25 protein-coding genes, 1 other RNA gene, 1 pseudogene and 1 riboswitch are annotated in these 23,037 nt (G+C 44.3%); of the genes and pseudogenes, 8 read left to right on the top strand and 19 right to left on the bottom strand.

Annotated features, from left to right (window positions below):
• Positions 1-101 precede the first annotated feature (101 nt).
• Entirely contained in the window at positions 102-686 is a 585-nt protein-coding gene (locus HWY38_RS17580; RefSeq protein WP_082998659.1) for a DUF421 domain-containing protein, read from the top strand.
• Positions 687-915: 229 nt separating this feature from the next.
• Here HWY38_RS17580 and HWY38_RS17575 read toward each other — a convergent pair whose 3' ends face one another.
• Positions 916-1,482 carry a cysteine hydrolase family protein gene (locus HWY38_RS17575; RefSeq protein ID WP_224182284.1) on the bottom strand — a complete coding sequence of 189 codons (567 nt, stop codon included), beginning with the start codon at positions 1,480-1,482 and terminating at the stop codon, positions 916-918.
• Between the two features lie 316 nt (positions 1,483-1,798).
• Between HWY38_RS17575 and HWY38_RS17570 the strand changes: the two genes are divergently transcribed.
• The gene (locus HWY38_RS17570; protein WP_007612144.1) at positions 1,799-2,074 is read left to right on the top strand and encodes a hypothetical protein; all 276 of its coding nucleotides are present in this window, start codon (positions 1,799-1,801) and stop codon (positions 2,072-2,074) included.
• 243 nt (positions 2,075-2,317) lie between these two features.
• Here the strand turns inward: HWY38_RS17570 and pbuX are convergent, their stop codons facing one another.
• From pbuX to HWY38_RS17545, 5 genes are all read right to left on the bottom strand, one after another.
• Positions 2,318-3,622: a xanthine permease PbuX gene (gene pbuX / locus HWY38_RS17565; RefSeq protein ID WP_021494222.1), complete on the bottom strand. Its 1,305-nt coding sequence runs from the start codon at positions 3,620-3,622 to the stop codon at positions 2,318-2,320.
• Positions 3,619-4,203 carry a xanthine phosphoribosyltransferase gene (gene xpt / locus HWY38_RS17560; RefSeq protein ID WP_224182283.1) on the bottom strand — a complete coding sequence of 195 codons (585 nt, stop codon included), beginning with the start codon at positions 4,201-4,203 and terminating at the stop codon, positions 3,619-3,621. Before xpt ends, pbuX begins: the two co-directional genes overlap by 4 nt.
• A 100-nt stretch (positions 4,204-4,303) precedes the next feature.
• Positions 4,304-4,403, bottom strand: a riboswitch (purine riboswitch).
• Between the two features lie 132 nt (positions 4,404-4,535).
• Positions 4,536-6,038: a carboxypeptidase M32 gene (locus tag HWY38_RS17555; RefSeq protein WP_224182282.1), complete on the bottom strand. Its 1,503-nt coding sequence runs from the start codon at positions 6,036-6,038 to the stop codon at positions 4,536-4,538.
• 110 nt (positions 6,039-6,148) lie between these two features.
• Positions 6,149-8,068 carry an ATP-dependent DNA helicase gene (locus tag HWY38_RS17550; protein WP_224182281.1) on the bottom strand — a complete coding sequence of 640 codons (1,920 nt, stop codon included), beginning with the start codon at positions 8,066-8,068 and terminating at the stop codon, positions 6,149-6,151.
• A gap of 103 nt (positions 8,069-8,171) precedes the next feature.
• Positions 8,172-8,363, bottom strand: coding sequence for a hypothetical protein (locus tag HWY38_RS17545; protein ID WP_003153550.1), 192 nt, complete (start codon positions 8,361-8,363; stop codon positions 8,172-8,174).
• Between the two features lie 165 nt (positions 8,364-8,528).
• On the opposite strand from HWY38_RS17545, the gene HWY38_RS17540 reads away from it, so the two are divergent.
• Positions 8,529-8,681, top strand: a complete 153-nt coding sequence (locus tag HWY38_RS17540; protein ID WP_003153548.1) for a YpzG family protein — start codon at positions 8,529-8,531, stop codon at positions 8,679-8,681.
• 40 nt (positions 8,682-8,721) lie between these two features.
• Here HWY38_RS17540 and HWY38_RS17535 read toward each other — a convergent pair whose 3' ends face one another.
• The 9 genes and pseudogenes from HWY38_RS17535 to HWY38_RS17495 all read right to left on the bottom strand — a co-directional run bounded on the left by HWY38_RS17535 (position 8,722) and on the right by HWY38_RS17495 (position 16,097).
• On the bottom strand, positions 8,722-9,888 hold the full coding sequence (locus tag HWY38_RS17535; RefSeq protein ID WP_015417697.1) for a class I SAM-dependent RNA methyltransferase: 1,167 nt from the start codon (positions 9,886-9,888) through the stop codon (positions 8,722-8,724).
• A 97-nt stretch (positions 9,889-9,985) separates the two neighbouring features.
• Positions 9,986-10,367, bottom strand: an RNA gene (gene rnpB, locus HWY38_RS17530) — RNase P RNA component class B.
• A 55-nt stretch (positions 10,368-10,422) separates the two neighbouring features.
• Positions 10,423-10,722, bottom strand: a complete 300-nt coding sequence (gpsB, locus tag HWY38_RS17525; protein ID WP_003153541.1) for a cell division regulator GpsB — start codon at positions 10,720-10,722, stop codon at positions 10,423-10,425.
• A gap of 79 nt (positions 10,723-10,801) precedes the next feature.
• Positions 10,802-11,350 carry a DUF1273 domain-containing protein gene (locus tag HWY38_RS17520; protein ID WP_038458945.1) on the bottom strand — a complete coding sequence of 183 codons (549 nt, stop codon included), beginning with the start codon at positions 11,348-11,350 and terminating at the stop codon, positions 10,802-10,804.
• A gap of 88 nt (positions 11,351-11,438) precedes the next feature.
• The gene (gene cotD / locus HWY38_RS17515) at positions 11,439-11,675 is read right to left on the bottom strand and encodes a spore coat protein CotD (protein ID WP_003153539.1); all 237 of its coding nucleotides are present in this window, start codon (positions 11,673-11,675) and stop codon (positions 11,439-11,441) included.
• Between the two features lie 83 nt (positions 11,676-11,758).
• Positions 11,759-11,866: pseudogene (locus HWY38_RS17510) on the bottom strand (hypothetical protein); the annotation flags it as partial.
• A gap of 121 nt (positions 11,867-11,987) precedes the next feature.
• Positions 11,988-13,226, bottom strand: a complete 1,239-nt coding sequence (locus tag HWY38_RS17505; RefSeq protein WP_224182280.1) for a ribonuclease H-like domain-containing protein — start codon at positions 13,224-13,226, stop codon at positions 11,988-11,990.
• A gap of 19 nt (positions 13,227-13,245) precedes the next feature.
• Complete coding sequence (locus HWY38_RS17500; protein ID WP_224182279.1) at positions 13,246-15,492, bottom strand: DEAD/DEAH box helicase; 2,247 nt, start codon at positions 15,490-15,492, stop codon at positions 13,246-13,248.
• 98 nt (positions 15,493-15,590) lie between these two features.
• Positions 15,591-16,097 carry a PTS glucose transporter subunit IIA gene (locus HWY38_RS17495; RefSeq protein ID WP_045208018.1) on the bottom strand — a complete coding sequence of 169 codons (507 nt, stop codon included), beginning with the start codon at positions 16,095-16,097 and terminating at the stop codon, positions 15,591-15,593.
• Positions 16,098-16,235: 138 nt separating this feature from the next.
• Here HWY38_RS17495 and HWY38_RS17490 point away from each other — a divergent pair, with 138 nt between their 5' ends.
• On the top strand, positions 16,236-16,649 hold the full coding sequence (locus HWY38_RS17490; protein WP_224182278.1) for an Hsp20/alpha crystallin family protein: 414 nt from the start codon (positions 16,236-16,238) through the stop codon (positions 16,647-16,649).
• A 29-nt stretch (positions 16,650-16,678) separates the two neighbouring features.
• Here HWY38_RS17490 and HWY38_RS17485 read toward each other — a convergent pair whose 3' ends face one another.
• Positions 16,679-17,146: a YppG family protein gene (locus tag HWY38_RS17485; protein ID WP_045208019.1), complete on the bottom strand. Its 468-nt coding sequence runs from the start codon at positions 17,144-17,146 to the stop codon at positions 16,679-16,681.
• A 186-nt stretch (positions 17,147-17,332) separates the two neighbouring features.
• On the opposite strand from HWY38_RS17485, the gene HWY38_RS17480 reads away from it, so the two are divergent.
• Positions 17,333-17,515: a YppF family protein gene (locus HWY38_RS17480; protein WP_003153532.1), complete on the top strand. Its 183-nt coding sequence runs from the start codon at positions 17,333-17,335 to the stop codon at positions 17,513-17,515.
• Positions 17,516-17,553: 38 nt separating this feature from the next.
• Here HWY38_RS17480 and HWY38_RS17475 read toward each other — a convergent pair whose 3' ends face one another.
• Together HWY38_RS17475 and HWY38_RS17470 are read right to left on the bottom strand one after the other, a co-directional pair.
• On the bottom strand, positions 17,554-17,922 hold the full coding sequence (locus HWY38_RS17475; RefSeq protein WP_029326132.1) for a YppE family protein: 369 nt from the start codon (positions 17,920-17,922) through the stop codon (positions 17,554-17,556).
• Positions 17,923-17,967: 45 nt separating this feature from the next.
• On the bottom strand, positions 17,968-18,213 hold the full coding sequence (locus HWY38_RS17470; protein WP_014418233.1) for a DUF5446 family protein: 246 nt from the start codon (positions 18,211-18,213) through the stop codon (positions 17,968-17,970).
• A 205-nt stretch (positions 18,214-18,418) separates the two neighbouring features.
• Between HWY38_RS17470 and sspM the strand changes: the two genes are divergently transcribed.
• Entirely contained in the window at positions 18,419-18,523 is a 105-nt protein-coding gene (sspM, locus tag HWY38_RS17465) for an acid-soluble spore protein SspM (protein ID WP_003153525.1), read from the top strand.
• A gap of 43 nt (positions 18,524-18,566) precedes the next feature.
• Here sspM and HWY38_RS17460 read toward each other — a convergent pair whose 3' ends face one another.
• Positions 18,567-19,529, bottom strand: coding sequence for a DUF2515 domain-containing protein (locus HWY38_RS17460; RefSeq protein WP_224182277.1), 963 nt, complete (start codon positions 19,527-19,529; stop codon positions 18,567-18,569).
• Positions 19,530-19,570: 41 nt separating this feature from the next.
• On the opposite strand from HWY38_RS17460, the gene recU reads away from it, so the two are divergent.
• A complete protein-coding gene (gene recU, locus HWY38_RS17455; RefSeq protein ID WP_012117837.1) occupies positions 19,571-20,179 on the top strand; it encodes a Holliday junction resolvase RecU in 609 nt (202 codons plus the stop codon).
• A 38-nt stretch (positions 20,180-20,217) separates the two neighbouring features.
• Positions 20,218-23,004, top strand: a complete 2,787-nt coding sequence (locus HWY38_RS17450; protein WP_224182276.1) for a PBP1A family penicillin-binding protein — start codon at positions 20,218-20,220, stop codon at positions 23,002-23,004.
• The last annotated feature ends 33 nt before the right edge of the window (positions 23,005-23,037 follow it).

Below are 23,037 nucleotides of genomic sequence, written 5' to 3'. Positions count from 1 at the left end.
AAAATTAAATGTAAGGGCAATAATTCTTCGTGAGCAAGTACCCCATAAAACCTCTTACTTGCTCTTTTATTTTTGATAAAAACACAATCCAGGGTGATAACATGAGATTTGCTTGGGAAGAATTAATTATAATTGCATTCGGAATGATTTTACTGAGAATTTCAGGGAGAAAATCCATTGCACAAATGACCATTGCACAGACAATGGTGATGATTTCAATAGGTACGATTATCGTTCACCCCATTTTAGAAACCAGTTTATTGAAAACATTAATCGCTGCGTCTATCCTTTTTAGCGCTTTGATTTTAATGGAGTGGTTTCAAGTAAAAGTAAACTGGATTGAATCTTTTTTAACCGGAAAATCTAAATTCGTTATAGAAGACGGCCAACTCAATATCGAAAACTTAAAGAAGCTGAGACTGACAGCAGATCAACTCGAAATGCGTTTAAGGCTTCTTGGCATTTCAAATATAAATACAATTAAATATGCCACTTTAGAAGCTAACGGACAATTAGGCTACGAATTAAAAGATGACTGTAAGCCTTTAACCATCAAAGACCTTAAAAAAGTGATCGATCCAAAATGTCTTAACAAAGAGCCTCAGCCTCAAAAAGATGATCAAGCCAATATATTCGAGGAAATCAAAAGTCACCAGACCCAGCACAAACCAAAAAATCTTGAATAATTCGCTGATTAGTAAAGCCTTTTGTTATTCGCCGAATCAGACCGTTAACCGCCGATCAAAACCGGTTTACAAGAAACAAAAAAAGCATCTGAAGCAGATGCCTTTTTCAATCGATATTGCGACGATGAAAAGAGTCGGTAATCCCCGTATTTTTCGAGAGGTCCTTGTATGCGCCTGAATATGCTTTTCAGCCGCCTATATCCACCGCCGCCCTTAGCCATAATGTTAGTCAGTTTGTTTTTATAAAATCATTGATTAATTGATCAGTCGTTAATATTGTGGCAAATTCATCATGCAACGTGGCCAGAGATATATTGTGAATAGTCTCTGCATCATAATATGTATCATTTTGATCTCTCATTCCGAAGGCTGCTGTTGCATCTGAAATCAGGTATGTATCAAATCCTAAATTACCGCTCATCCTTGTGGTTGTTGAAACACAGTGCGGCGTAGTCAAGCCAGTGATTACGACAGTTGTTATATCATTTGCTTTTAAAAGCTCTTCTAGATTAGTCCCAATAAAGCTGCTGTTTACTTTCTTGGTTATAATGACTTCTTTATCCATAGGTTTAACGATTTCCTTTATAGCAACCCCCTCATTTTTTGGATAAAATAAAGAACCAGGTTTATCAGAAGTATGTTGTATGTATATGACTGTCCATCCTTTTTCTCTCCATAATTTCAGTATTTTGCTGATATTTTCCTCCGCCTTTACGTTATTTCGTTCTCCCCACTTTTTATCACCAAAGGCTTTTTGTACATCCACAATGATTAAAGCTTTTTTCTTTTCTGCCATCAGATAACCTCCTATATTGAAAATTCGTATTTATAACATTTTAAATAAAGTTTTTACTTTTGTACAATTGATTAAGTTACTATCACATCTTCCTCGTTAGAAAAGCATTGAAATATCTAAAGTTCACCAGAGGCCAGCAATATTCAACTCTTTTTCTCTATATACTTATCAATATCCTGACATAAGCCGCAACAGTGAATGAAAGGATTGCCCCTAACTAAATTCACGCTTACAAAATATTAACAAAAAAACCCTTGGTTATTTTTGTATTGTATGTAATAATACAAGTGTATTAAAAAATGAAGGAGTGTTAAAAATGAAATTAAAAAAAGTTTTAACTGGTTCTGCCTTGTCTCTCGCTTTACTCGTTTCCGCTGCCCCTGCTTTTGCATCCAGCCCTGGTAATACAAATATCGACTCAACTCAAACAAAAATTTCGACACAAGCGACCAAAGATTCTTTTACAATGGATTACCTTCATAGATGGGATATTCCAAATACAACTGTTAAGAATGGTGTTACATATTACCTTAAGAAAGTAGAGATAATCGAAGGGTTCTATCGCGCAACTTTTGAAGGATGGATTAATTAAAAGAAGGGGCTTTCCCTTCTTTTACTCTCTTTTGTAAGAATTCGTGCACAAGATACTCGTTCACGGTACATATAGTCCGGGACGGTTTTTCGGCGAAATAAGCGGATGCCGCATCACTCAATTTGTTTCTTTTCAAACAATGAAACTAATAAAAAAAGAGGATGCCTCGCAAAAAGTTCAGCAAACTTTCGGAAGCATCCTCGATCTGGATAAATAAGATGTTATTTTAAAGAAAACAGATAACTAACCCTCTTGAACCCTTGTCACATCAAGGGTTTTTTTCGTTTTAGGAATCATATTATAAATAATATTCAAAAGGACGGCGGTAAAGCTTCCGGCGACGATTCCGTTTGTGGTCAGCAGATTTAAGTAAGACGGCAGGTGCTTAAACATATCGGGAACGACGGTTACACCGAGTCCCAATCCGACCGAACACGCGACGATCAGAAGGTTTTCCTGCTTTTTAAAGTCAATTTGACTGAGCATTTTAATGCCGTAGGAAATGACCATGCCGAACATGGCCACCATCGCGCCTCCCAGTACCGAAGACGGGATGATGGTCGTGAAGGCTGCGATTTTCGGAAAAAGGCCGAAGAGCATTAAAAGTGCGCCCGTGACACCGATAACCGCGTTTTTCTTAATTCCTGTCAGCTGCACGAGGCCGACGTTTTGGGAATAAGCCGTGTACGGAAAAGCATTAAAAATGCCGCTGATGAATACCGCCAGGCCTTCCGCGCGGTAGCCTTTTGCTAAATCACGTTCAGACAGGCGCCGGTTTGTCAGGTCACCGAGAGCGAAATAGACGCCTGTTGACTCAACAAGGCTGACAATGGCAACGATGGACATCGTAATAATCGGTGCCGCATGAAATGTCGGCGTCCCGAAGTAAAACGGTTTAATCATTTGAATGGCATCAGCATTCGCCACATTGTCAAATTGCACTTTTCCCATAAAATATGCGATGGCCGTCCCGATGACAATGCCGATTAAAATCGAAATGGATTTCAAAAATCCTTTTGTAAACCGATAAAGCAGCACGATGATGACGAGCACCGTAAATCCGAGGGCAAGGTTAGCCGGATCACCGAAATCCTTGCTGCCTTCCCCGCCGGCAATATGATTCATCGCGACCGGCATTAAGGTCATCCCGATAATCGTCACGACAGATCCGGTTACGACAGGCGGGAAAAACGATACGAGCTTACCAAAGAAAAACGACAGCAGAATGACAAGCAGACCCGATGCCAAAATGCTTCCGTAAATGGCTGAAATCCCGTATTCCTTACCGATCGAAATAATCGGCGCTACCGCGGTGAACGTACAGCCGAGCACAACAGGCAAGCCGATGCCGAAAAATTTATTCCTCCATACTTGAAGCAGCGTAGCCGCCCCGCACATAAAAATGTCAATTGATACGAGATATGTCAGCTGTTCTGCGTTCAGTCCCAATGCCGCTCCTACAATTAAGGGAACGACGACGGCGCCGGCATACATGGCAAGCACGTGCTGGATACCGAGGGAAAGTGTTTTGGCATAGCCGTTTTTCATGAACGGACCTCCTGTACAAATGTCACTTTTCCATCTTCAAGCGATTGAATTCTCGCCAGTGATTCGACCCGGCATCCTTTTTTCACCAGCTCATCTCTTCCCGGCTGAAATGACTTTTCAATGACGATTCCGATCCCGCAAACCGCTGCGCCTGCTTGTTTTACGATGGATAAAAGTCCTTCTGCCGCCTGTCCGTTCGCTAAAAAGTCGTCAATGATTAACACGCGGTCACCTTTCGACAGATGATTTCCGGAGACGGCAATCTGACTTTCTGTTTTTTTCGTGAAAGAATAGACGGATGCCGTCAGCAGATCATCCGTTAATGTGAGAGACTTCCTTTTTCTCGCAAAGATGACAGGAACGCCGAGTTCAAGACCGGCCATCACCGCAGGGGCGATACCCGAAGATTCAATTGTGACGATTTTGGTTATCTCGTCTTTTTCAAAACGGCGCGCAAATTCCCGGCCGATCTGCTGCATGAGAACCGGATCAATTTGATGGTTTAAAAAAGAATCCACTTTCAGCACTTGATCAGAAAGAACAATTCCGTCTTCTGCTATTTTTCGTTTTAATGCTTCCACAATGATTACCCCCGCTTATAAAAAATAAAAAAAGCATTGCCCGCTCTCCAAAAAAAAGAGCAAGCAATGCCGAATGATCTACACGTAACGGCCGAATAAAGCCGTTCCATTGCTCACTCATAGTCGGACATTTACGGTGACCGGTAGAAACTTGCGTGCCATATCCACGCGATTATATGAGTGTTCGTATGATATTAATCAAATTATAACAAGATACACTTCTTTTGCATAGTGAAATTTGAATATTTCCGAACTTTTACAAAGAATCAGTTTCGATTATTCGTGTTTTTGGAATTTTTAGAAAAACGCCCGGTGTATGCCGGGCGTTTCGTTTATAAATATAAATTTGAATATTTGCCGACGAGATACTCAATGAGATATTGAACGTTCAGCTCTTCTCCCGTTGCATCTTTTATGATGTCAAGCGGCATTTTGCGTCTTCCGTGCTGATGAACCTTTTCTGTCAGCCATTGTTTGATCGGCTCAAAATCGCCCCGTTCTATTAATTGGTCAAATTCAGGCAGATCGTCAAGCATGGTATGCTTCAGCTGTGCCGCATACATATATCCGAGCGCATAGGAAGGGAAATAGCCGAAATCGCCGCCCGCCCAATGCACGTCCTGCAAAATGCCTTTTGCGTCAGATGGCGGCGTAATGCCTAAATAATCTTGATATTTTTGATTCCACAATGCAGGCAGTTCTTCCACTGTCACTTCATTGCTGAAAATCGCTTTTTCAATTTCATAACGGATAATAATGTGAAGCGGATACGTCAGCTCATCGGCTTCAATTCGGATAAAGGTCGGTTTCGCCTCGTTGACAGCGCGTACAAAATCTTCTCTTTTCACATCTTGAAATTGATCAGGCGAAGCCTCAACCATTTTTTCATAATAGGCGGTCCAGAAATGTTGATTTCTGGCGATAAAGTTTTCATAAAATAACGATTGGGATTCATGAATTCCCATGGATGCACCGTCAGATAAGTTCGTTCCGCTCAGCGCTTCGTCAATATTCTGCTCGTAGATCGCATGCCCGCATTCATGAATCGTTCCGAAAATTGCCGTGCGGAAATCGTTTTCGTCATATCTGGTCGTCACCCGCACATCGCCCCGGTTGATTGTCGTCGCAAACGGATGCACCGTCTCGTCCAGGCGGCCGCCGTCAAAATCATACCCGAACTCTTTTAAGAAATACAAGGAGAGGTCTCTTTGCTGTTCTTTCGGAAATGTTTTTGTGATAAAGGCTGTGTCCGGTTTATTGCCGGATGCCGTCACTTTTTTGATAAGCGGAATGATCGCTTCCTTCAATTCAGAAAACAGCTGATCCAGCACCTTTACCGTAACACCCGGTTCGAAAATATCGAGCAATGCATTGTATGGATGATCTTCATAGCCCCAATACGAAATAAACCGCTTATTAAAATTAATCAGCTTCTCAAGGTACGGAGCAAACATAGAGAAATCAGAGGCCGCCTTTGCATCCTCCCAAGCCGTTTCAGCTTTCGATGTTAAAATGACATATTCTTTATACTCATCTTCAGGAATTTTTTTATTATGATCATAATCTTTTTTCGCAAGTTCCGCCGCTTTCACTGTATCTTCAGGCAGCTCTTCGGCATGCGCGAGAAGGATGTCGATCAGTTCTTTCATCCGGTCGGATGTCTGGATTTGAAAAACGTCAGCCGACAGCTGTCCGATGCTTTCCGCCCGGTCATCAGAGCCTTTTTTCGGGGCTCCCGTTCTTAAGTCCCAGTGCATAAGCGCAATGGCTTCTTCATAGTGGGACACTCTTTTTAACAGATCAAAAAACTCTTTTTCATATGTATGTAAATCCATATCCATTCCCCTCCCTTTTCACTATCAATTACAGGCTAATGGAACGCCGTGACAAAGTCAACTTCCCCGATTTAAAAAAGCCGCAGGAGAGAATCCTGCAGCTTTTGTTTTTATACGATTTTCGGTGTAACAGGCAAGATCTTTTTGACTTCGTCCAATACCCGTTCACTTTCTCCGCCCGCATAAATGGATATAGTTCCGCTGTCCTGATTAGAACGGATGAGGCGGCCGATTCCCTGCCGGACTCTCAAGAGCATGTACGGTAGATCAACTTCCTCAAACGGATTTTTTTTCGCTCCGTTCCGCTTTGCGGTAAACACGGGATCATGAGGCGGATACGGCAATGCCCAAATGGTTACATTCCGGAGCGAGTCACCGGGAATGTCAAGACCTTCCCATAAGTGGACGGAACAAAGCACGGATTCTTCATCCCGCTGGAATTTTTCGACCAGACTGCTGATCTCTTCGTCACCTTCGTAGTATATCGGATACGGCAGCTCCCACGCGGCAGCCTGTTCTTTAAATTCCTTCATGTCTTCAAAGGAAGGGAAAAGAACGAGGGTGCGTCCTTTATTCTTCTTAATGGTTTCAATCGTTTCGGCTGTTTTCTGCTCAGATGTCATGTCACCGTGAAGCGCAACAGACATTTGCTCCTCGTAATCGTACGGAGATTCAACGGTGAATGATAAAGGATCACGGATTCCGAGGCTGTCAGCGATATAATCAAATGAACCGCCCTCAGAAAGAGTGGCCGATGAGAAAATATAAGGGATCTTTTTAGAAAAGACCTTTTCTCCCAAAACTTCGGCTACTGTTCTCGGCATAACGACAAACGTTGAGTCTGTATCCCGCGTTTCAAGCCAGCTGATAGCATCCTTTTGATACAGCGACAGCGAATATGCCATTTGTTCGACGTATTCTTCTACGACTGACAGCTCGTACTTATCGATCGTATACATTTCCGATTCAAATACGAGCGCCTCGCCGATTTTATCGAGCAGACGGCATAGTTCGTCAGCCGCACGCTTAACACGCTGATCGTTTTGGATGTCCAATCGGTGAGAGCCGGCGATTTCCTTCGATTCCTCTGACAGCACATAGAAAAACTCATCGTTTGCGGCAAGGGCATCTTCAATCAGTTCGGCGAATTCCTCTCTGATGTCATTTTGAAGCAGACGCTCTAAAAACAGCTCAAGCGTCGACTGCTTCACGCGATAGGTTAACGCTTTTTGCGCGGCGAATTCTAGCAGATGTCCTTCATCAAACACGACGGCGCTGTGATCCGGCAAAAGCGGCAGCTGTCCTTCCCTTTTGCGTGATTCTTCCGTCCATACATGTTCCATGTAGAAATCATGGGAGCAAACAATCAGATCCGTTGATTTTCTGTAATGATCTCTTGAAAGTGTTAAACCGCATCTATGTCTCATATCACATGTTAAACAATCTTGGAAGGAATCATAGCTGACGCCTGCCCACTCTTCATTCGTCAAATCAGCGTACTGTTTGCGGTCGCCGTACGGATAAAAGCGCTGCATCGCTTGTGATTCGTGTACGAATGAAGGCAGCGACTCATAAAGATCCAGCCACTTTTCATCATCAGAACGCTGCATCGTTTTCTCAAGCTTTTTCAGACACAGATACTGCTCATGGGATTTGGACAGCCGTGTATCAATCTGCAGATCCAAATGTTCTGTCAGCTTGGAAATGTCGCCTTCTTTTTTGACAAGCTGTTCAATTAACGTTTCATCGGCGCATGCGATAATGGCCGGTTTACCCGTATATCTGGCATAGCTGATGGCAAACAGCAGATACACCAGCGTTTTCCCCGTACCGACTCCTGCCTCAGCGAACATGACCTTTTTCTCTTTAAATGCCCGTTCAAGCTGAAACGCCATAAATACCTGCTCATCCCGAAGGTCAAAGCCTTTCTCGGGAAGGATATCGTAAAACACGTCACCAATCCAATTGTTCAATTCTTCGTAAAAATTCTTTTCTTTTGTTAAAGCAAAAGGCAAACGTGATGTTGTCACCCAACTCCAACCCCTAACTATTCGGCATTCAGACCATCTATAATATCATTTAACCCTTTTCAATACAACAAAAAAACTTGGCCTCGCCAAGTTTTTGCCATTATCATTTCCGGTTAATGATATGTGTACATAGGAACGGATGGTCTGTTGAATGTGTATGTTTTACCGCATTTTCAAGTTCTTCCTGTGCGTGTGTCATGGCGGAAGGACCGAACTCCGCTCCGGCTTCCTCCAGCCGGAAAGCAGTTGCGTCTAACGCCTTTTGTATTTTACTGAAGTGCTCGCTGTTCAGCATAAAATAGATCACCTCTCAAATAGAAATAATCATCATTCTATGCCGATGCTTCACTTTCTATACATGCCATTCTGAATGATCCGCACCTGACCTGCACAAACTACAACAGATATTCGATTGAATATCCATCTTCACAAAATTATTCTATCCGGGAGTGATGGTTACATGAGTTATAAAGATCGATTAGATCAGCATTCTGAATTGTTTCATCACAATTGGACGCGGCCGAAACGCTCTAAATCGCAAGTGAACGGCCACACCGAAATGTCCCAGACCAACATTATTTTACGGAGCAACGCAAAAGCGCACCGCTGGTAATGGCAGAATAAAACGTAAAGATGCCGGAGAAGACGCTGTTTCAGGCGTCTTCTCTTTGTTGCGGCTTTTTCCGCTGCGGCCGCACTTTAGCCCAGTACTGATAATAATCCGTTTTGATAAAACCGTTAAAGAGCTTCCGTTTTTTGGTTGCTTTTCTTCCGTAGACCTCTTCAAATTGTTCATTTGACGTTAACATGTAGACAGACCATGTATCAAGAGATTCAAATGCCCGGCCCATTTCTTTATACATCTGCTCGACTTCCCTTTTTTCGCCGAGCCGTTCGCCGTACGGAGGGTTTCCGACGATTACGCCGTATTCGAGTTTCGTCGTAAAATCCTGCACCCGCATTTGTTTGCATTCGATCAGGTCACCAAGTCCCGCTTCTTCTGCGTTTTCTTTGGCGATGTTTACCATCCGGTGATCCACGTCACTGGCAAAGATCTGCAGCGGCTGATCATAGTTCGCCTTTTCTTCCACTTCAAGACGCGCCTTGTCCCACAGTTCTTTTCCGATCCATTCCCAGTCTTCTGAAACAAAATCACGGTTAAAACCGGGAGCAATGTTTTGTCCGATTAAAGCGGCTTCAATGGCGATCGTGCCGGAACCGCAGAACGGATCAACGAACGGACGGTCAGGCGTCCAGTTGGTTAACTGAATTAACGCAGCAGCGAGCGTCTCTTTAATCGGAGCTCCTCCCTGATCAACCCTGTATCCTCTTTTGTGAAGGCCTGTTCCTGATGAATCCAGTGTAAGTACGGCTTTATCTTTTAAAAGGGAAATCTCCACCTTATACTCGGGGCCCGTTTCTTCAATCCATTCATTTTGTTTTCCTGATTGAAGTTTCAGCTTTTCCGCTATCGCCTTTTTGACGATCCGCTGGCAGTCAGGCACACTGGCAAGCACTGATTTCACGGACTTTCCGATAACGGGGAACTTGGCGTTTTCCGGAATGTACGCGCGCCAGTCAATCGCTTTTGTTTTTTCAAACAGCTCATCAAACGTTTTCGCCTGAAACTCGGCGACCTGTACCTTGATGCGGTCAGCCGTCCGCAGCCATAAGTTAGCGCGGCAGATCGCAAGCGCATCTCCTTCAAAAATGACTTTTCCGTTGTCTACTTTGCATTCATAACCTAAATCACGCACTTCTTTGGCGACGATCGCTTCGATTCCCATCGGCGCCGTCGCTATTAGTGTGTACTTCTTCATCGTATCACCCTGTCTCTTTTTAAGCTTTCGTTTCATTCAAGATAAAAGCTCCCCTTTTAAGGAGAGCTCTAATTTGTCATATCAATAATGTTTAACGTTCTGTAAGCCATGTTTTGTTCCGTCGTACTGCAATCGGCTCATCACCTCGTACTCAGGCGGCAATCATCTATCTACAGAAAGTATTCTGTCCTTCTATCTGTTCAGTTCCTTCAAGAAGGTTCCCCTACCAAAATTTGGGTTTCTCGCTCGAGGGGTTTACCGCGTTCCACTCTCACCATTTCTGATGAGACTTCGTCACTGTGGCACTTTCAAGGATACTCAGCCATATCCGGAGACGTAGGCTTTTTTCCTGCCGTCAGCCTATCAAGGCTGCCCTAGCTTATTTCTTCGCTAGGCACGAACACTACGGGCATCTCAGCACCGTGCGAGCATGGACTTTCCTCTACAGATTCAAAGATCTGCAGCGATTACCCGAACGTTAAGAACACTTGTTCATTATAAAGCAACTTGTCTCATTTGACAAGTGCTTCTGCCTTATTCGTCATAAAGTTTGCTGCCGAATACATGTTTCTCAAGGTTGGACAGCCTTTTCAGAATGTCAAAGTTGGTTGTATTGGACTGCACCGGCTGTTTTTTGCTTGCTTCTTCAAGCTGTTTTTTCAGCTGCAGATTTTCTTGCTGCAGTTCTTCAATTTCTTGATGAAAGGTTTCATAATCCTTAATAATCATATCTAAAAATTTGTCAACGTCTTCTTGTCTGTAACCTCTAACGCCTGTTTTAAATTCTTTTTCCAAAATGTCTTTCGCAGAAAGCTTTACTTTATCAGCAAGCATCTTTTTCACCTCATATCGTGAATCATCATGTTATATTTTATTCAGAAACACGTCCCGTTGTCAAATATTCTCTGACGTGTTATGTAAAGAAATCTTCTTCTTCAACGGCGGCACGGAGATCATCCATCGTAATTGAATAAATCGGATATCCGTCTGTTTCACGGCGTTTTTCTGCCTGCTGCAGCATATATTTCGGCGATCCTTCCATTTCAGGGTCATATAAAAGCAAAAGCGCATCTGACTTTTCAATAAAGAACGCGTTTTTCTGCCGGAATTGGAGCGGACTTTCGTACGGCCGATGCGTCAGGCTCTCCTCATAATCTGCCTGAGCAAGCACCGCTTCATACATTTCTTTATTCGGATCCTTCCACTTTTCCTCCTGGCCGTAGAAAGGTGTGATAACGGCAACCTTTAATTCCGGATACTCTTCTCTGAGATCGTACGCCGTTTCTGCCGCCCAAAGCTCAGTCCCCAGCTGTCCGGATATGAGAATCCATTCCAAGCCTTCGTCAATAAAGCTTCTGAGTCTCGTTTCTATCGCCTTTTTTATATAAACAAGCGCCCGGTCATCCTGTTTAAAAATCCCGAGTTCAAACGGCTTGTATCCTGTTACGGCTAATACTTTCAATTGATCACCTGCTTAAAAAATGGGGCTCCCCATCGGGCCCCATTTTGATTTGCTGATATCCTAACCGATCTTGCTTAAGCGTTCAATACTAATGATCGCAGCAAGGGCTTCCGCACTGAAAATGCTGGTGAGTTGTCGGGTCAACATTTGAAAAAGTGTGCGGATAGTAATGAACGTGCTCAAAGTTGTGGTGATTTACGTTAGTTGTATGTTGCGGATGAATATGCGGCACAACCGTGTTAGAAAAGCAATGGTGTTCACAGCAATGAGTCGGATGGACAATCGGCGGCATCACGTTTGGTCTGCAACAATGATGATGAAACATGCTAAATCCCCTCTCCATTAACTTTTATTACACTGTTAGGTTATGAAGAAAAGAGGGTGCATGTTCTAATTCAATCACCCAATTTAAAAGTGCGTCAGCAAACTGTCTTTAAAATTCGAAAATACAAACGCAATCAAAAAAACCACGACAAAGAACAAGTAAAAAACACCTTTATACATACCAACTCTCCCCTATAAATAACTAACGCTATTTTACAAGATGCGGCACCATTCTACAACAAAATCGATGCGGATTCAGAAAAAAATATTTTTGGCGAAACAGCTCGGCTTTTGCGCTTTCCCGGGCAATATTTCAAGAGGAATATTTCCTCTTGAGCCGGGCAATTCTCACATGGAGCTTCTCGGCTTCTTTTTCCGATATTTCCCCGTCTTCTGCCGCCTGCTGCGCGACCTGCAGAGCTTTTTTGTAATCTTTTGCGTGATGCTCAAAATAGATCGCCAGCTCTACCGCTGATTGGTGTCTGCATATGTGAAGAGCAGAGCCCGTCAGTTTTTCCCAAAGGGGCACGGCGTCTTGCCTGCGGTTTTGTTTTTTATAAAGCATTGCTAAGTCAAAAAGGGCCCGATCCGAATCTTCAAAGGCTTTGCCTTGCAGTGCTTCCAGCTGTGAAACAGCCCGATCGGTTTCTTTATGAGCGATAAACCATTTCGCCATGGCGTATGCTTCCTGATGTTCTGACGTCTGATCAGAAGATGCAAAAATCTTTTTTGACATATGGATGTAAAGAGCGATGAGGGAAAGCACATCTTGTTCATTATGCGAGAGCACTCCCTTTAAAAGAGCCGGGTCCTCCGCCTTTAAAAATTGAAAATACAGCATCGGCGCCAAATAACCAGGTGTGTCTTCGTCCCTTTTAAAAGCAAGCTCTTCATTTTCAACCGCTGAAAGCGATACACGCTCTAATTTATGTTTCCAAAGCCGTCTCGCCCCATGCAGAAGATCAAAGTGTCCGAAATCAGGAAGTTTCGGAAGCCTGTCCCGCAGCAATGTATGCCTAGTTTTTACCTGAGGCCAGTCAAAGGCTTTTCCGTTATACGTAACAAGGGACGTAATGTCAACCTCACTTAAAAAGCTTTTGTAAAGAGCCGTCTCGTTTCCCGGTTTAGGAAGCAGATGCTGTTTAACCGCGACACGGTCTTCATACACTCTTGCATGACCGAGCAAAAAGATCATATTGCCGGCCCCGCCGCCGAGGCCGGTCGTTTCAGTATCAAAGAAGAACAGCTGGCTTTTTTCGTATCCTTCTGCTGATAAAGTATGTGTCAAACCGCCTTTATTCCATAATGCCAAGACGTCATCAAGCTCACTGAAGCTGTACCGTCCGTGACGGTGCGAAAGCGGATAGACGGTTTCGCGGATAAGACAGTATTCATCCTCAAAAAAGAAAGGCTTCACTCCGAATGCCTCCCATTCTTCTCTAAATGGGACTTGAATATCCGGGACCGAAAGTTGTGAATCTGCCGGCTTTTTTTCAGCTTCCGGCACATTCAGGTGGTTTTTCATCCGCTTTAATTTATTTTTCAAGGACATCTTTCGTCCCCCTTTTCTTTTACACGTAATTCAAGAGCCGGAGTATCGCTTTCTTTGCATCTATTCCTTCTATTTCGGAGCCGATGCAGGAAGGACATCCGTCTTGACATGGACATTGTCTGATCAGGCGCTCAGCCCCTTCATTGATTTCATCAAATCGCTTATATACTTCATCAGCAAGTCCGATTCCGCCTGGATAATGATCATACAGAAAGATTGTCGGAAGTCCGGTATGTGCGGCTTTGATTTGCGGCACGACATGCACGTCATTTCGGTCGCACATGACGTATACAGGCACGATATGCTGCAGGACGTGGGCAATGCCTAAAAGCAGCTGTTCAAGCGTTTTTTCGCCGATCTCCGAATCCGTCTCTTTCAATTCAAGCCAGGCAGCACTGGTATGCAGTTCTTCTTCTGGAAGATGAATCGGCCCTGATCCTATATTTTCAAATGTCGTCATTTTAATTTTTTTAAATATTGTCGGAAGTGCGTTCACGGTTACATCGCCGAAATGTAAGGCCGTTTTCTTTCTGCTGTCCGTTCTGTCAATGTCCAGCACTTTCAGCTGCACCGCTAAATTGGCATCTGTATAATATTCGACATCGACCTTTCGCACGTACGCTTTTTTATGATCCCAATCAAGCTTTTCAACCTGGTACTGCACCCCTTCATGAAGATAAATCGCTTCATCATGAAGAAGCGTCATCGCGCTGAAGCGGTCCATTTCTCCGATTATTTTTACATCAGCCGTCTCTGACCGGTCAACGATGACCACGTTTTCCTGTGACGCCGAACGGAGACTGATGTTGGAGGCGGGAAAAGATTCGCTCGCCCAGTGGTAGCGTTCGCGGTTTTCGTGAAGCACCCCTTCTTCCTCTAAATACTCAAGAATGTCCCTCGCATCATTTTCTCCGAATGTTTCATCGGCTCTGAAAGGCAGCTCATACGCGGCGCATTTCAGGTGATCGACCAGTATAATGAGATTATCGGGATTAATCCTTGCAGATTCAGGCGAGCGTTTAAAGAAATAATCAGGATGGCGCACAATATATTGGTCAATCGGATCAGAGTTCGCCACCATTACGATAAGCGCCTCTCCCTGCCGCCGTCCGGCCCGGCCCGCCTGCTGCCATGCGCTCGCGACACTGCCCGGGTACCCCGTCATCACGCAGACCTGAAGCTGGCCGATATCAACGCCGAGCTCCAGCGCGTTTGTGCTGACAACCCCGAGAATGCTGCCGTCTCTTAACCCCCGCTCTATTTCTCTTCTTTCTTTCGGAAGATATCCGCCGCGATAACCTCTGACAGACTTTGAGCCGATTTCTTTTTTTACGATCTCCTGAATGTGGCTTAAAATAATTTCAACCCGGACACGGCTTCTGGCAAAAACAATCGTCTGGATCTTATTTTTTAAAAAAGTTTTGGCAAGTTCGTTCACTTCCACGGTGGCGCTTTTTCGAATATGCAGCGGTTTATTTACAATCGGAGGATTGTAAAAAGCAAAGTGCTTTCTTCCGGCCGGGGCGCCGTTGTCGTCAATCAGGCGCACAGATTTCCCCGTCAGCTGCTCCGCCAACTCCCTCGGATTGGCGATTGTGGCGGATGTACAGATAAATGACGGCTTGCTTCCGTAAAAAGCGCAGATTCTCATTAAACGGCGGATGACGTTCGCCACATGGCTGCCGAATACGCCGCGGTACGTATGTAATTCATCAATGACGATATATTTCAGGTTTTCAAACAGACTCACCCATTTTGTATGGTGGGGAAGAATGGCTGAATGAAGCATATCAGGGTTTGTAATCACAATATGCCCGGCCTTTCTGACTTTCTGCCTGATGGCCGGAGACGTATCTCCGTCATAGGTGAAGCTTTTAATGTCCATACCCGTCTCGTCTATGATTTCGTTCAGCTCGCTTTTTTGGTCCTGCGCGAGCGCCTTTGTCGGAAATAAATAAAGCGCGCGGCTTGAGGCATCTTCCGCGATAGACTGAAGAACCGGAAGATTATAGCACAGTGTTTTTCCGGAGGCCGTCGGTGTGACAGCTACAATGCTTTCCCCGTTTTGAACCGTCTGAAAAGCGGAGTATTGATGTGTAAAGAGCCGCTCGATCCCCCTCTTTTCGAGAGCCGCCCGAATGTTCGGATCTACTTGCTCCGGCATCGGCATGGTTTTCGCCTCCCGCGGTTCCTCTTCATGCCAATGCACAATATTTTCATGATTTTTTAATTCCTGAATCAGTTCGTTCAGTGATTTTTTCTTCATCGTTCACACCTCTTTATGAGGTACAGTTTACCGAATATTTGTTTGCCTGGCTAGATGAAAATCCTGCACAAGAAAAAAAGCAGGGAATCAGCCCCTGCCTACTTCATTTTTATCGTAAAAAGCTCTGTTTGTCCTTTTTTCGCTTCATTTGCGCCTGCAAATTGCAAAGGTTCTGCGGCATCGCCATTCATAATCACCATAGGGATGACGGTGCTGCTTGCTTTTTCTTTTATTAAATCCAGCCGGCACGTTAAAAGCAGATCGCCTGTTTTCACTTTGTCTCCTTCTTTTACATGCGCTTCAAAGCCTTCACCGTTCATATTGACGGTATCCAAACCGACATGTATCAAAAGTTCCGCTCCGGAAAGGGTGCGGATGCCGACAGCATGTTTTGTATGGAACAGCTGAATCACTTCTCCCTCAACCGGTGAAACAATGTCTCCGTTTGCAGGCTCGACGGCAATCCCGTCCCCCATCATTTTTTGTGAAAATACGGGATCCGGCACTGAAGCCAAATCCATCACCATTCCGTCAGCCGGAGAAAAAATCACTTCCTCGGCCGGCTTTTTCCGGCTGTCTCCCAATCCGAATAATTTTTTCAGCAATGTGTTGTGCTCCCCTTCCTAAATGTGAATCCGTTACCAGTTTATTCTCCACTATTTAACCATACTTTCTTTTTTCCTTCAATTCTTAACCATACGGCATAACATCGCATAGTCTGTTTGTAAAAAGGCGGTGGTCATATGGATCAATCACAAAACGATAAACTTGATCCGCAAAGAAATGAGGACATCATCAGCCATGCGATGGACCAATTTTTTCACTCAGGTCCCTTCGCAGAATTGATGCATGGTTTTCAGCACCTTGTCAATTCGGCTTTTACTGAAGCGCAAGTGACGATTGACGTCAGAGAAGAGCCGACGGGCCTCGCGGTTGATATCGGCGTTCCCGAGACGTTCCGTGACGGGGATATGCTAGTGGAAACGAAAGGGTGCTACCTTCACGTTACAATCCGTTACGATCATAAACAGGCTCATTCATCCCATGTGTCTTCAAGCATGACAAGAACCGTTGTCCTCCCGTATAAGGTGAGTGAAGAAGATATGGAAACATCCTGGAATGAACAGACGCTTACCCTCTTTTTCCCTAAAAAATAAGCATGAATGATGGATATCATTCATGCTTTTTATTTGAAGATACTGGTGAGGCCTTTCACCAGCGATCCGACCTGATTTACGGCGCTTACCATCTGCCCCGTTGTATCCATCATTTTATTAAAGTCAAACTGTCCGTTCGTTTTTTTAAACTGGGAGAGTATGCCTGAGAATTGGGAAGACTGCTGCTGATTCGGTCTGGGAACGGGGTAAGGATTCACAAACCCCGGCTGCCCCCCGGGCATGGCTGCCTGAGGAGGAGGGGGAGCAAACGGCTGCTGCATATGACCGTATTCCTGATTCGGATAAAATTGCTGCGGGTACTGCCCTTGCTGTTGATATGGCGGAGGCTGCAATGGCTGTATCTGCTGCGGATACGGCGGCTGTAATGGCTGTATCTGCTGCGGACTCGGCTGTTGCAGCGGCTGTATCTGCTGCGGGTAGAAATATCCCGCCGGCTGCTGGTACATATTTTGATATGGCTGTGCTCTCCATTGCATATGACATTCCCCCTTGTCTCTCACTAAGTTTCTGCTATATATGTATGAATTCCGCCTTGGTTATGTGCTTTCGGAGATTCTGATCTTTGTCAAATGCTGTCGAAAGTCTTAATTTTTTAAAAACAGAAAAAAGTCGAATCGTTATGTTACCATAATCTCAACATACATGAGAGGGGATGCACCATTATGAACGTATCATACTTAAGAAAGCGTTTTGCTGAAGTGAAAAAATATGAAACAGATTGTGCAGATAAACTGATGGACTTTGCAAAATTCCTCTATATTCAAGGCCATCTCACCGCAACCGAATTTCGAAACAGTATGAAGGTTCTCGAAGCAAGTGGAGCAGAAAACCCGGCGTATGAATAACATACCCGACCCCTTTATATAAAAGAAGGCAGCCGTTTTCAGCTGCCTTCTTTTTCAATTTCATCCCTTAATATACGAAGCGTATATAAAACAGATTCAGTTAAATCCCTGTATCTTTTTTTATGAATATGATGAACATATGATTGGAGCATCAGCTCTCCGAAATTTTCTGTAACGGCCTGAATTTGTGCGTGATGAACGTATTTCGGACGGTTTTCCTGAATAAACGCAAGCGCTGCTTCTGTCCAAAGCGCGCAAAGCCGGTCTCTTTTTCCAACATCGGGTTTAATAATCTCAAAAAAATCATATGAACGGCCTGACTCTTTTCCATCCTGATACCTTTTTTCGGCTTCCAGAACCGCCTCTATCATTTGTTCTGTCAGCTCCAATAACGACTGTGTCTGCAAACGGACTCACCTCAGTACATATGGTACCAAAGTTTTTGCATAAAATCAGCTGATCCGGCAGGCTCTCGGCAAATCCTTTTTACGCCGGTCAGCCAAAAACAGGTCATCAATACAAACATGAAGCTCCCGCGCCTCTTCCTCAAGGCGGGAAAGTTTCTCCTGCCTGATTTCTTCAGCTTCCGCCTGACAGGATCTGACTGCTTGGGTAAGCGTCTTTTCAGCAGCAGAAATCCGGATTTCGATATCAGAAAGCAGACGGAGAATATCAGCCTTGCTCGTGTAAACAGACATTCATGTTCCTCCCTTTTATCACTTGCGTCTCTTTAGAATATAATTCTCGTTTTCATACCGCTCTCCTCTGCACATGACAAAACTAGAAGCAGTTCGGCAAACAAACAGAGATTATCCTAAAAGGCGTGCCTTTCGACAAAAAAGTGCCGCAAACTTTGTATGAACCGGCACGTTAATGCAAACGATACAGTTGAGGAGGTGCCGTATGAAAACGAGACCGAAAAATGCAGGTAAACAGCAAAAAACCGAAGCAAAAACGACTGATACGCTTGATAAAAAATTAGGCGGCCCAAACCGCCCTTCCACGTAACACATCAGCAGCCCGAAACCCCAGCGAACGGTTTCGGGCTTTTTCATTTCTTCAGCCACTCTTTAACTGCGAAGAGCGCATGGAGCTCCCGTCTTTTCTGGAAGTACCAGTCCGTCAGTTCAAGCTGTTTCGGCATTTTCTCCTGTAAGAAAGCCCCTTTTCTTAACCTTTTTTGAAACCAATCCGCCCTTTCGCCGTCTAATGGGTGGGCAACAATGGGATAGGTTGTCCTCAGCATCGGTGATGTTCTTTTTTTGATGCCGATCATTTTCTCCATATCAAAGCGTGAACCGGTATGAGGAACGGTATCAAGAAAACGGTAAAAAGAAGCGTGAAGATCAGGGCTGAACAGAAGGCGGGCCAGCTGTTTTCCGAGCGTAATTCTCTCTTCGGTTTTTGAAAACCGTTTAACGGAAATTCCGTATAAATGTCCGTTAAATGAAGGGAATATCACCGTATTAAAGTGAAACCAATCACTTAAATAAAAAGGAATCGTGCCAAAAACATTCTTTTTAAACGAAGGATTTTGTATAATAGGTGATTGGATAGTGTTTTGTTCATTTATAATAAGAGCATACATGAGCCGTTCCGTATCTCCGTCACGCCAAAAGCGGAACCATTCTTCCTGCATAAAAGCCGAGACGCGGAAATAAGGAAGATGACGGAATAGAGGTTCGCCGATTTGTTTTGACCACTGGTAGACCAGAAGCTGAGGATAGGCATCAGAAAAAATCAGCCAATTTGCCCTTTCATACGAAAGGAAAAACCAGTTTTTCTGACTGCTGTCAAGGCCCTCCTGATAAAGGACGCCTCTTAAATCAGTCATCGACCAGCCCGCATTGCGGGACACAAAGGATGCCAAAAGCGGCCACTTGATCTCAGGATGGCGGTCATAATATGCTTTATAGGCATTCGTCCGGGAAATATTATCGGCATTTTTTATTTTCGTCTCTTTTTCGATCAGGCGAAGAATGGCGGTTACGGTCTGTCGTTTATGCACGTTCATTCACTTCCGTCACTATTAGTTTGATAAGGAGGATGGAAAAAGTGATTCGGTACCCGAATGGAAAAACTTTTCAGCCGAACAAAACGGTTTCATCCCAAAACAGCCAGAAACGGTCTCATTCATACAGTAATCGCGGCATGACCCTCGAAGACGATCTGAATGAAACGAATAAGTATTATCTGGCTAACCAAATTGCTGTCATTCACAAAAAGCCGACACCCGTCCAGATTGTAAACGTCCACTATCCGAAAAGAAGCGCCGCAGTCATTAAGGAAGCTTATTTTAAACAGTCTTCCACAACCGACTACAACGGCATTTATAAAGGACGCTACATTGATTTTGAGGCAAAAGAAACAAAAAACAAAACGGCATTTCCCCTGCAGAATTTTCATGATCATCAGATTGAACATATGAAGCAGGTGGTCAGGCAAGACGGCATTTGTTTTGTTATTATATCCGCTTTCGGAAAGGTTTATTTCCTCGAAGCCGACAAGCTGTTTGTCTTTTGGGAGAGAAAGGAGAACAATGGCAGAAAATCAATTCGCAAAGACGAATTAGAAGATGCTTCCTTTCCGATTTCCCTTGGATACTCACCGAGAATTGATTATATTAGTATTATTGAACAGCTTTATTTTTCGCAGGAACAGTAGACTGAGCGAAAGGTTGATAAACGAAAGGTTGAGATGTTATGTCAGATCAATTTACGAGCCGTGAAGAACGCCGTAAGGCAAGGCAGACGAAAAGCACTAAGCCCTCTTCACCGAAAAAAGGCAAGAAACAGCGTAAAGGCGGTTTATTCAAAAAGATTGTGCTGTCCTTGGTTATTCTGTTTGTCCTTGGCATAGTCGGCGGAGCGGCGGCATTTGCCGTTTTGGTTTCCGGCGCGCCGTCTTTGGACGAAGCCAAGCTGAAAACGCCTTACTCTTCAACGATTTACGATAAAAACGGAAAAGAAATCGCGGAAGTGGGCGGTGAAAAACGAACCTACGTCCCGATTAAGGATATACCCGATGTTGTGAAAGAAGCATTTATCGCAACTGAAGACGCCCGTTTTTATAAGCACCACGGTATAGACCCGATCCGGATCGGAGGCGCCTTGGTCGCCAACTTTACGGATGGGTTCGGTTCAGAGGGAGGAAGCACAATCACCCAGCAGGTTGTGAAAAACTCGCTTTTGACCCATCAGAAAACGATTAAACGGAAAGCACAGGAAGTGTGGCTTTCACTGCAGCTGGAGCGCCATTATTCTAAAGATGAAATCTTAGAAATGTATTTAAACAGAATTTATTTCTCACCGCGTGCCTACGGCGTCGGTAAAGCGGCTGAAGAATTCTTCGGCGTAAAAGACTTGAGCAAGCTTACGGTTGAACAGGCGGCGACGCTTGCCGGAATGCCGCAAAGCCCGACTGGATATAACCCGGTTAAAAATCCGAAGGCTTCCGAGAAACGCCGAAACATTGTTCTCAGCTTAATGGAAAAACAAGGATTCATTTCAAATTCTGAATACCAGAAAGCAAAGAAAGTTTCCATGAAAGATGAAGGCGTCGTCAGCCAAAAAGAATACGATAAAAAGGACACAAATAAATACAGCGCTTTTGTCGAAGAAGTTATGAAAGAAATTGAGACAAAAGAAAAGAAAGACGTCGATATTTCAACTGACGGTCTAAAAATTTATACGACTCTTGATACGAAAGCACAAGATTATCTTGATCAATTGATGAACGGCGACACAGCCGGATTTACCGAAGGCATGCAAGGCGGCGTCACGCTCCTTGATACGACAAACGGAGAAATCCGCGCCATCGGAGCAGGACGGAACAGAACTACAGGCGGATTTAACTACGCGACAGATACTAAACGCCAGCCAGGTTCGACGATTAAACCGATTCTTGATTACGGCCCGGTCATTGAAAATAAAAAATGGTCGACGTATGAGCAGATTGATGACTCGGCTTATACGTACTCTGATGGCACTCCGATACATGATTGGGACAATAAATACAGAAATATGATATCAATGCGAGAGGCCCTCGCGGACTCACGTAATATTCCTGCTTTAAAAGCATACCAAGCAGCAGGGAAAGATAATGCCGTCGACTTCGCAAATGACTTAGGATTGGGATTAAACAAAGATAGTGTAACGGAATCTTATTCGATCGGCGGTTTTGGAGCTGATAATCCGGGGGTTTCTCCAATGACAATGGCGGGCGCCTACAGTGCTTTCGGAAATAACGGTACGTACAATGAACCGCACGCGGTCACATCGATTGAATTTAATGACGGCACTAAGCTTGATTTAACACCAAAGCCGAAAAGTGCTATGAGCGACTACACGGCGTTCATGGTTACAGATATGCTCAAATCAGCTGTCGAATCAGGAACAGGTAAACTGGCCCAAGTACCGAACGTGGAAGTCGCCGGTAAAACGGGTACGACAAACTTTACTAAAGGTGATATTCAAAAATATAACATTGCTCCGGGCGGAGTCCCAGACTCATGGTTTGTCGGATACACCCCTCAATATACAGCGGCGGTTTGGACCGGAGTTGAGTCTGGCAACAAAGCAGGCAAGAAATCACTGTCTTCTGCTGACCAGCAAGTCGCAAAACGGATTTTCCAAAAGCTGATCTCATACGTTGATGACGGTAAAGGAAGCTTCAAGCAGCCTGACAGCGTCGTCAAAGAAACGGTTGAGAAAGGCTCGAACCCTGCCGCTTTAGCCGGACCGAATACACCGGATGATAAAAAAGTGACGGAGTACTTCGTGAAAGGAACGCAGCCAACTGCCGTTTCTAAAACGTACACGAAAGAAAAAGCCGATAAACCGACAGGATTGCAAGTGAAATACGACAAAGATAAAAAATCATTAACCTTAAGCTGGAATTATGACGGTGATGCAACATTCAATGTCAAACAATCCGTTGACGGCGGAAGCTACAGTGACATTCAAAACAGTTCGGCAAAAGAAGCCGTCGTCTCAGATGTCACACCAGGCTCCACATACAGCTTCCAGGTGACAGCGGAAAACGATGACGGAAAAAGCGATACGGCATCAGCTTCTTTCAAAGTCCCGAAAGATGAAGAAGATGATGCGGATAAAGATAAAGCGACTGACGATGAACAGAAGTCTGATGAAGATAAAGACAAAAAAGACAAGACGCAAACTGATGATTCAAACACAGATGACAATCAGACAGATACGTCCGACGGATCGGATCAAACACCAACTGAGGACCCGGATAAAAATCAGGATCAATCCGATAAGGATCAAACAGATAACAACAATCAGAATCAGCCCGGTAACGGGACCGATAACAACGGACAGCAAGATAACGGCTCTGATAATGATTCCGATTCCGGTTCAGACGGCTCAAATAAACCTGACAGCGGTCAAACGGACAAAAACAAAGACTCATCTTCAAATATCAACGGGCAGTCCAATTCGTCAACCATCCAGTCAAATTCCGCTCATTAGCGGACGAAATCCTTCACCTCAAACAGGTGAAGG

Origin of the sequence: Bacillus sp. KS1 (assembly GCF_020075515.1) — a bacterium.
GTDB classification, from domain to species: Bacteria; Bacillota; Bacilli; order Bacillales; family Bacillaceae; genus Bacillus; species Bacillus velezensis.
This window is presented reverse-complemented; position numbering and strand designations above follow the sequence as displayed.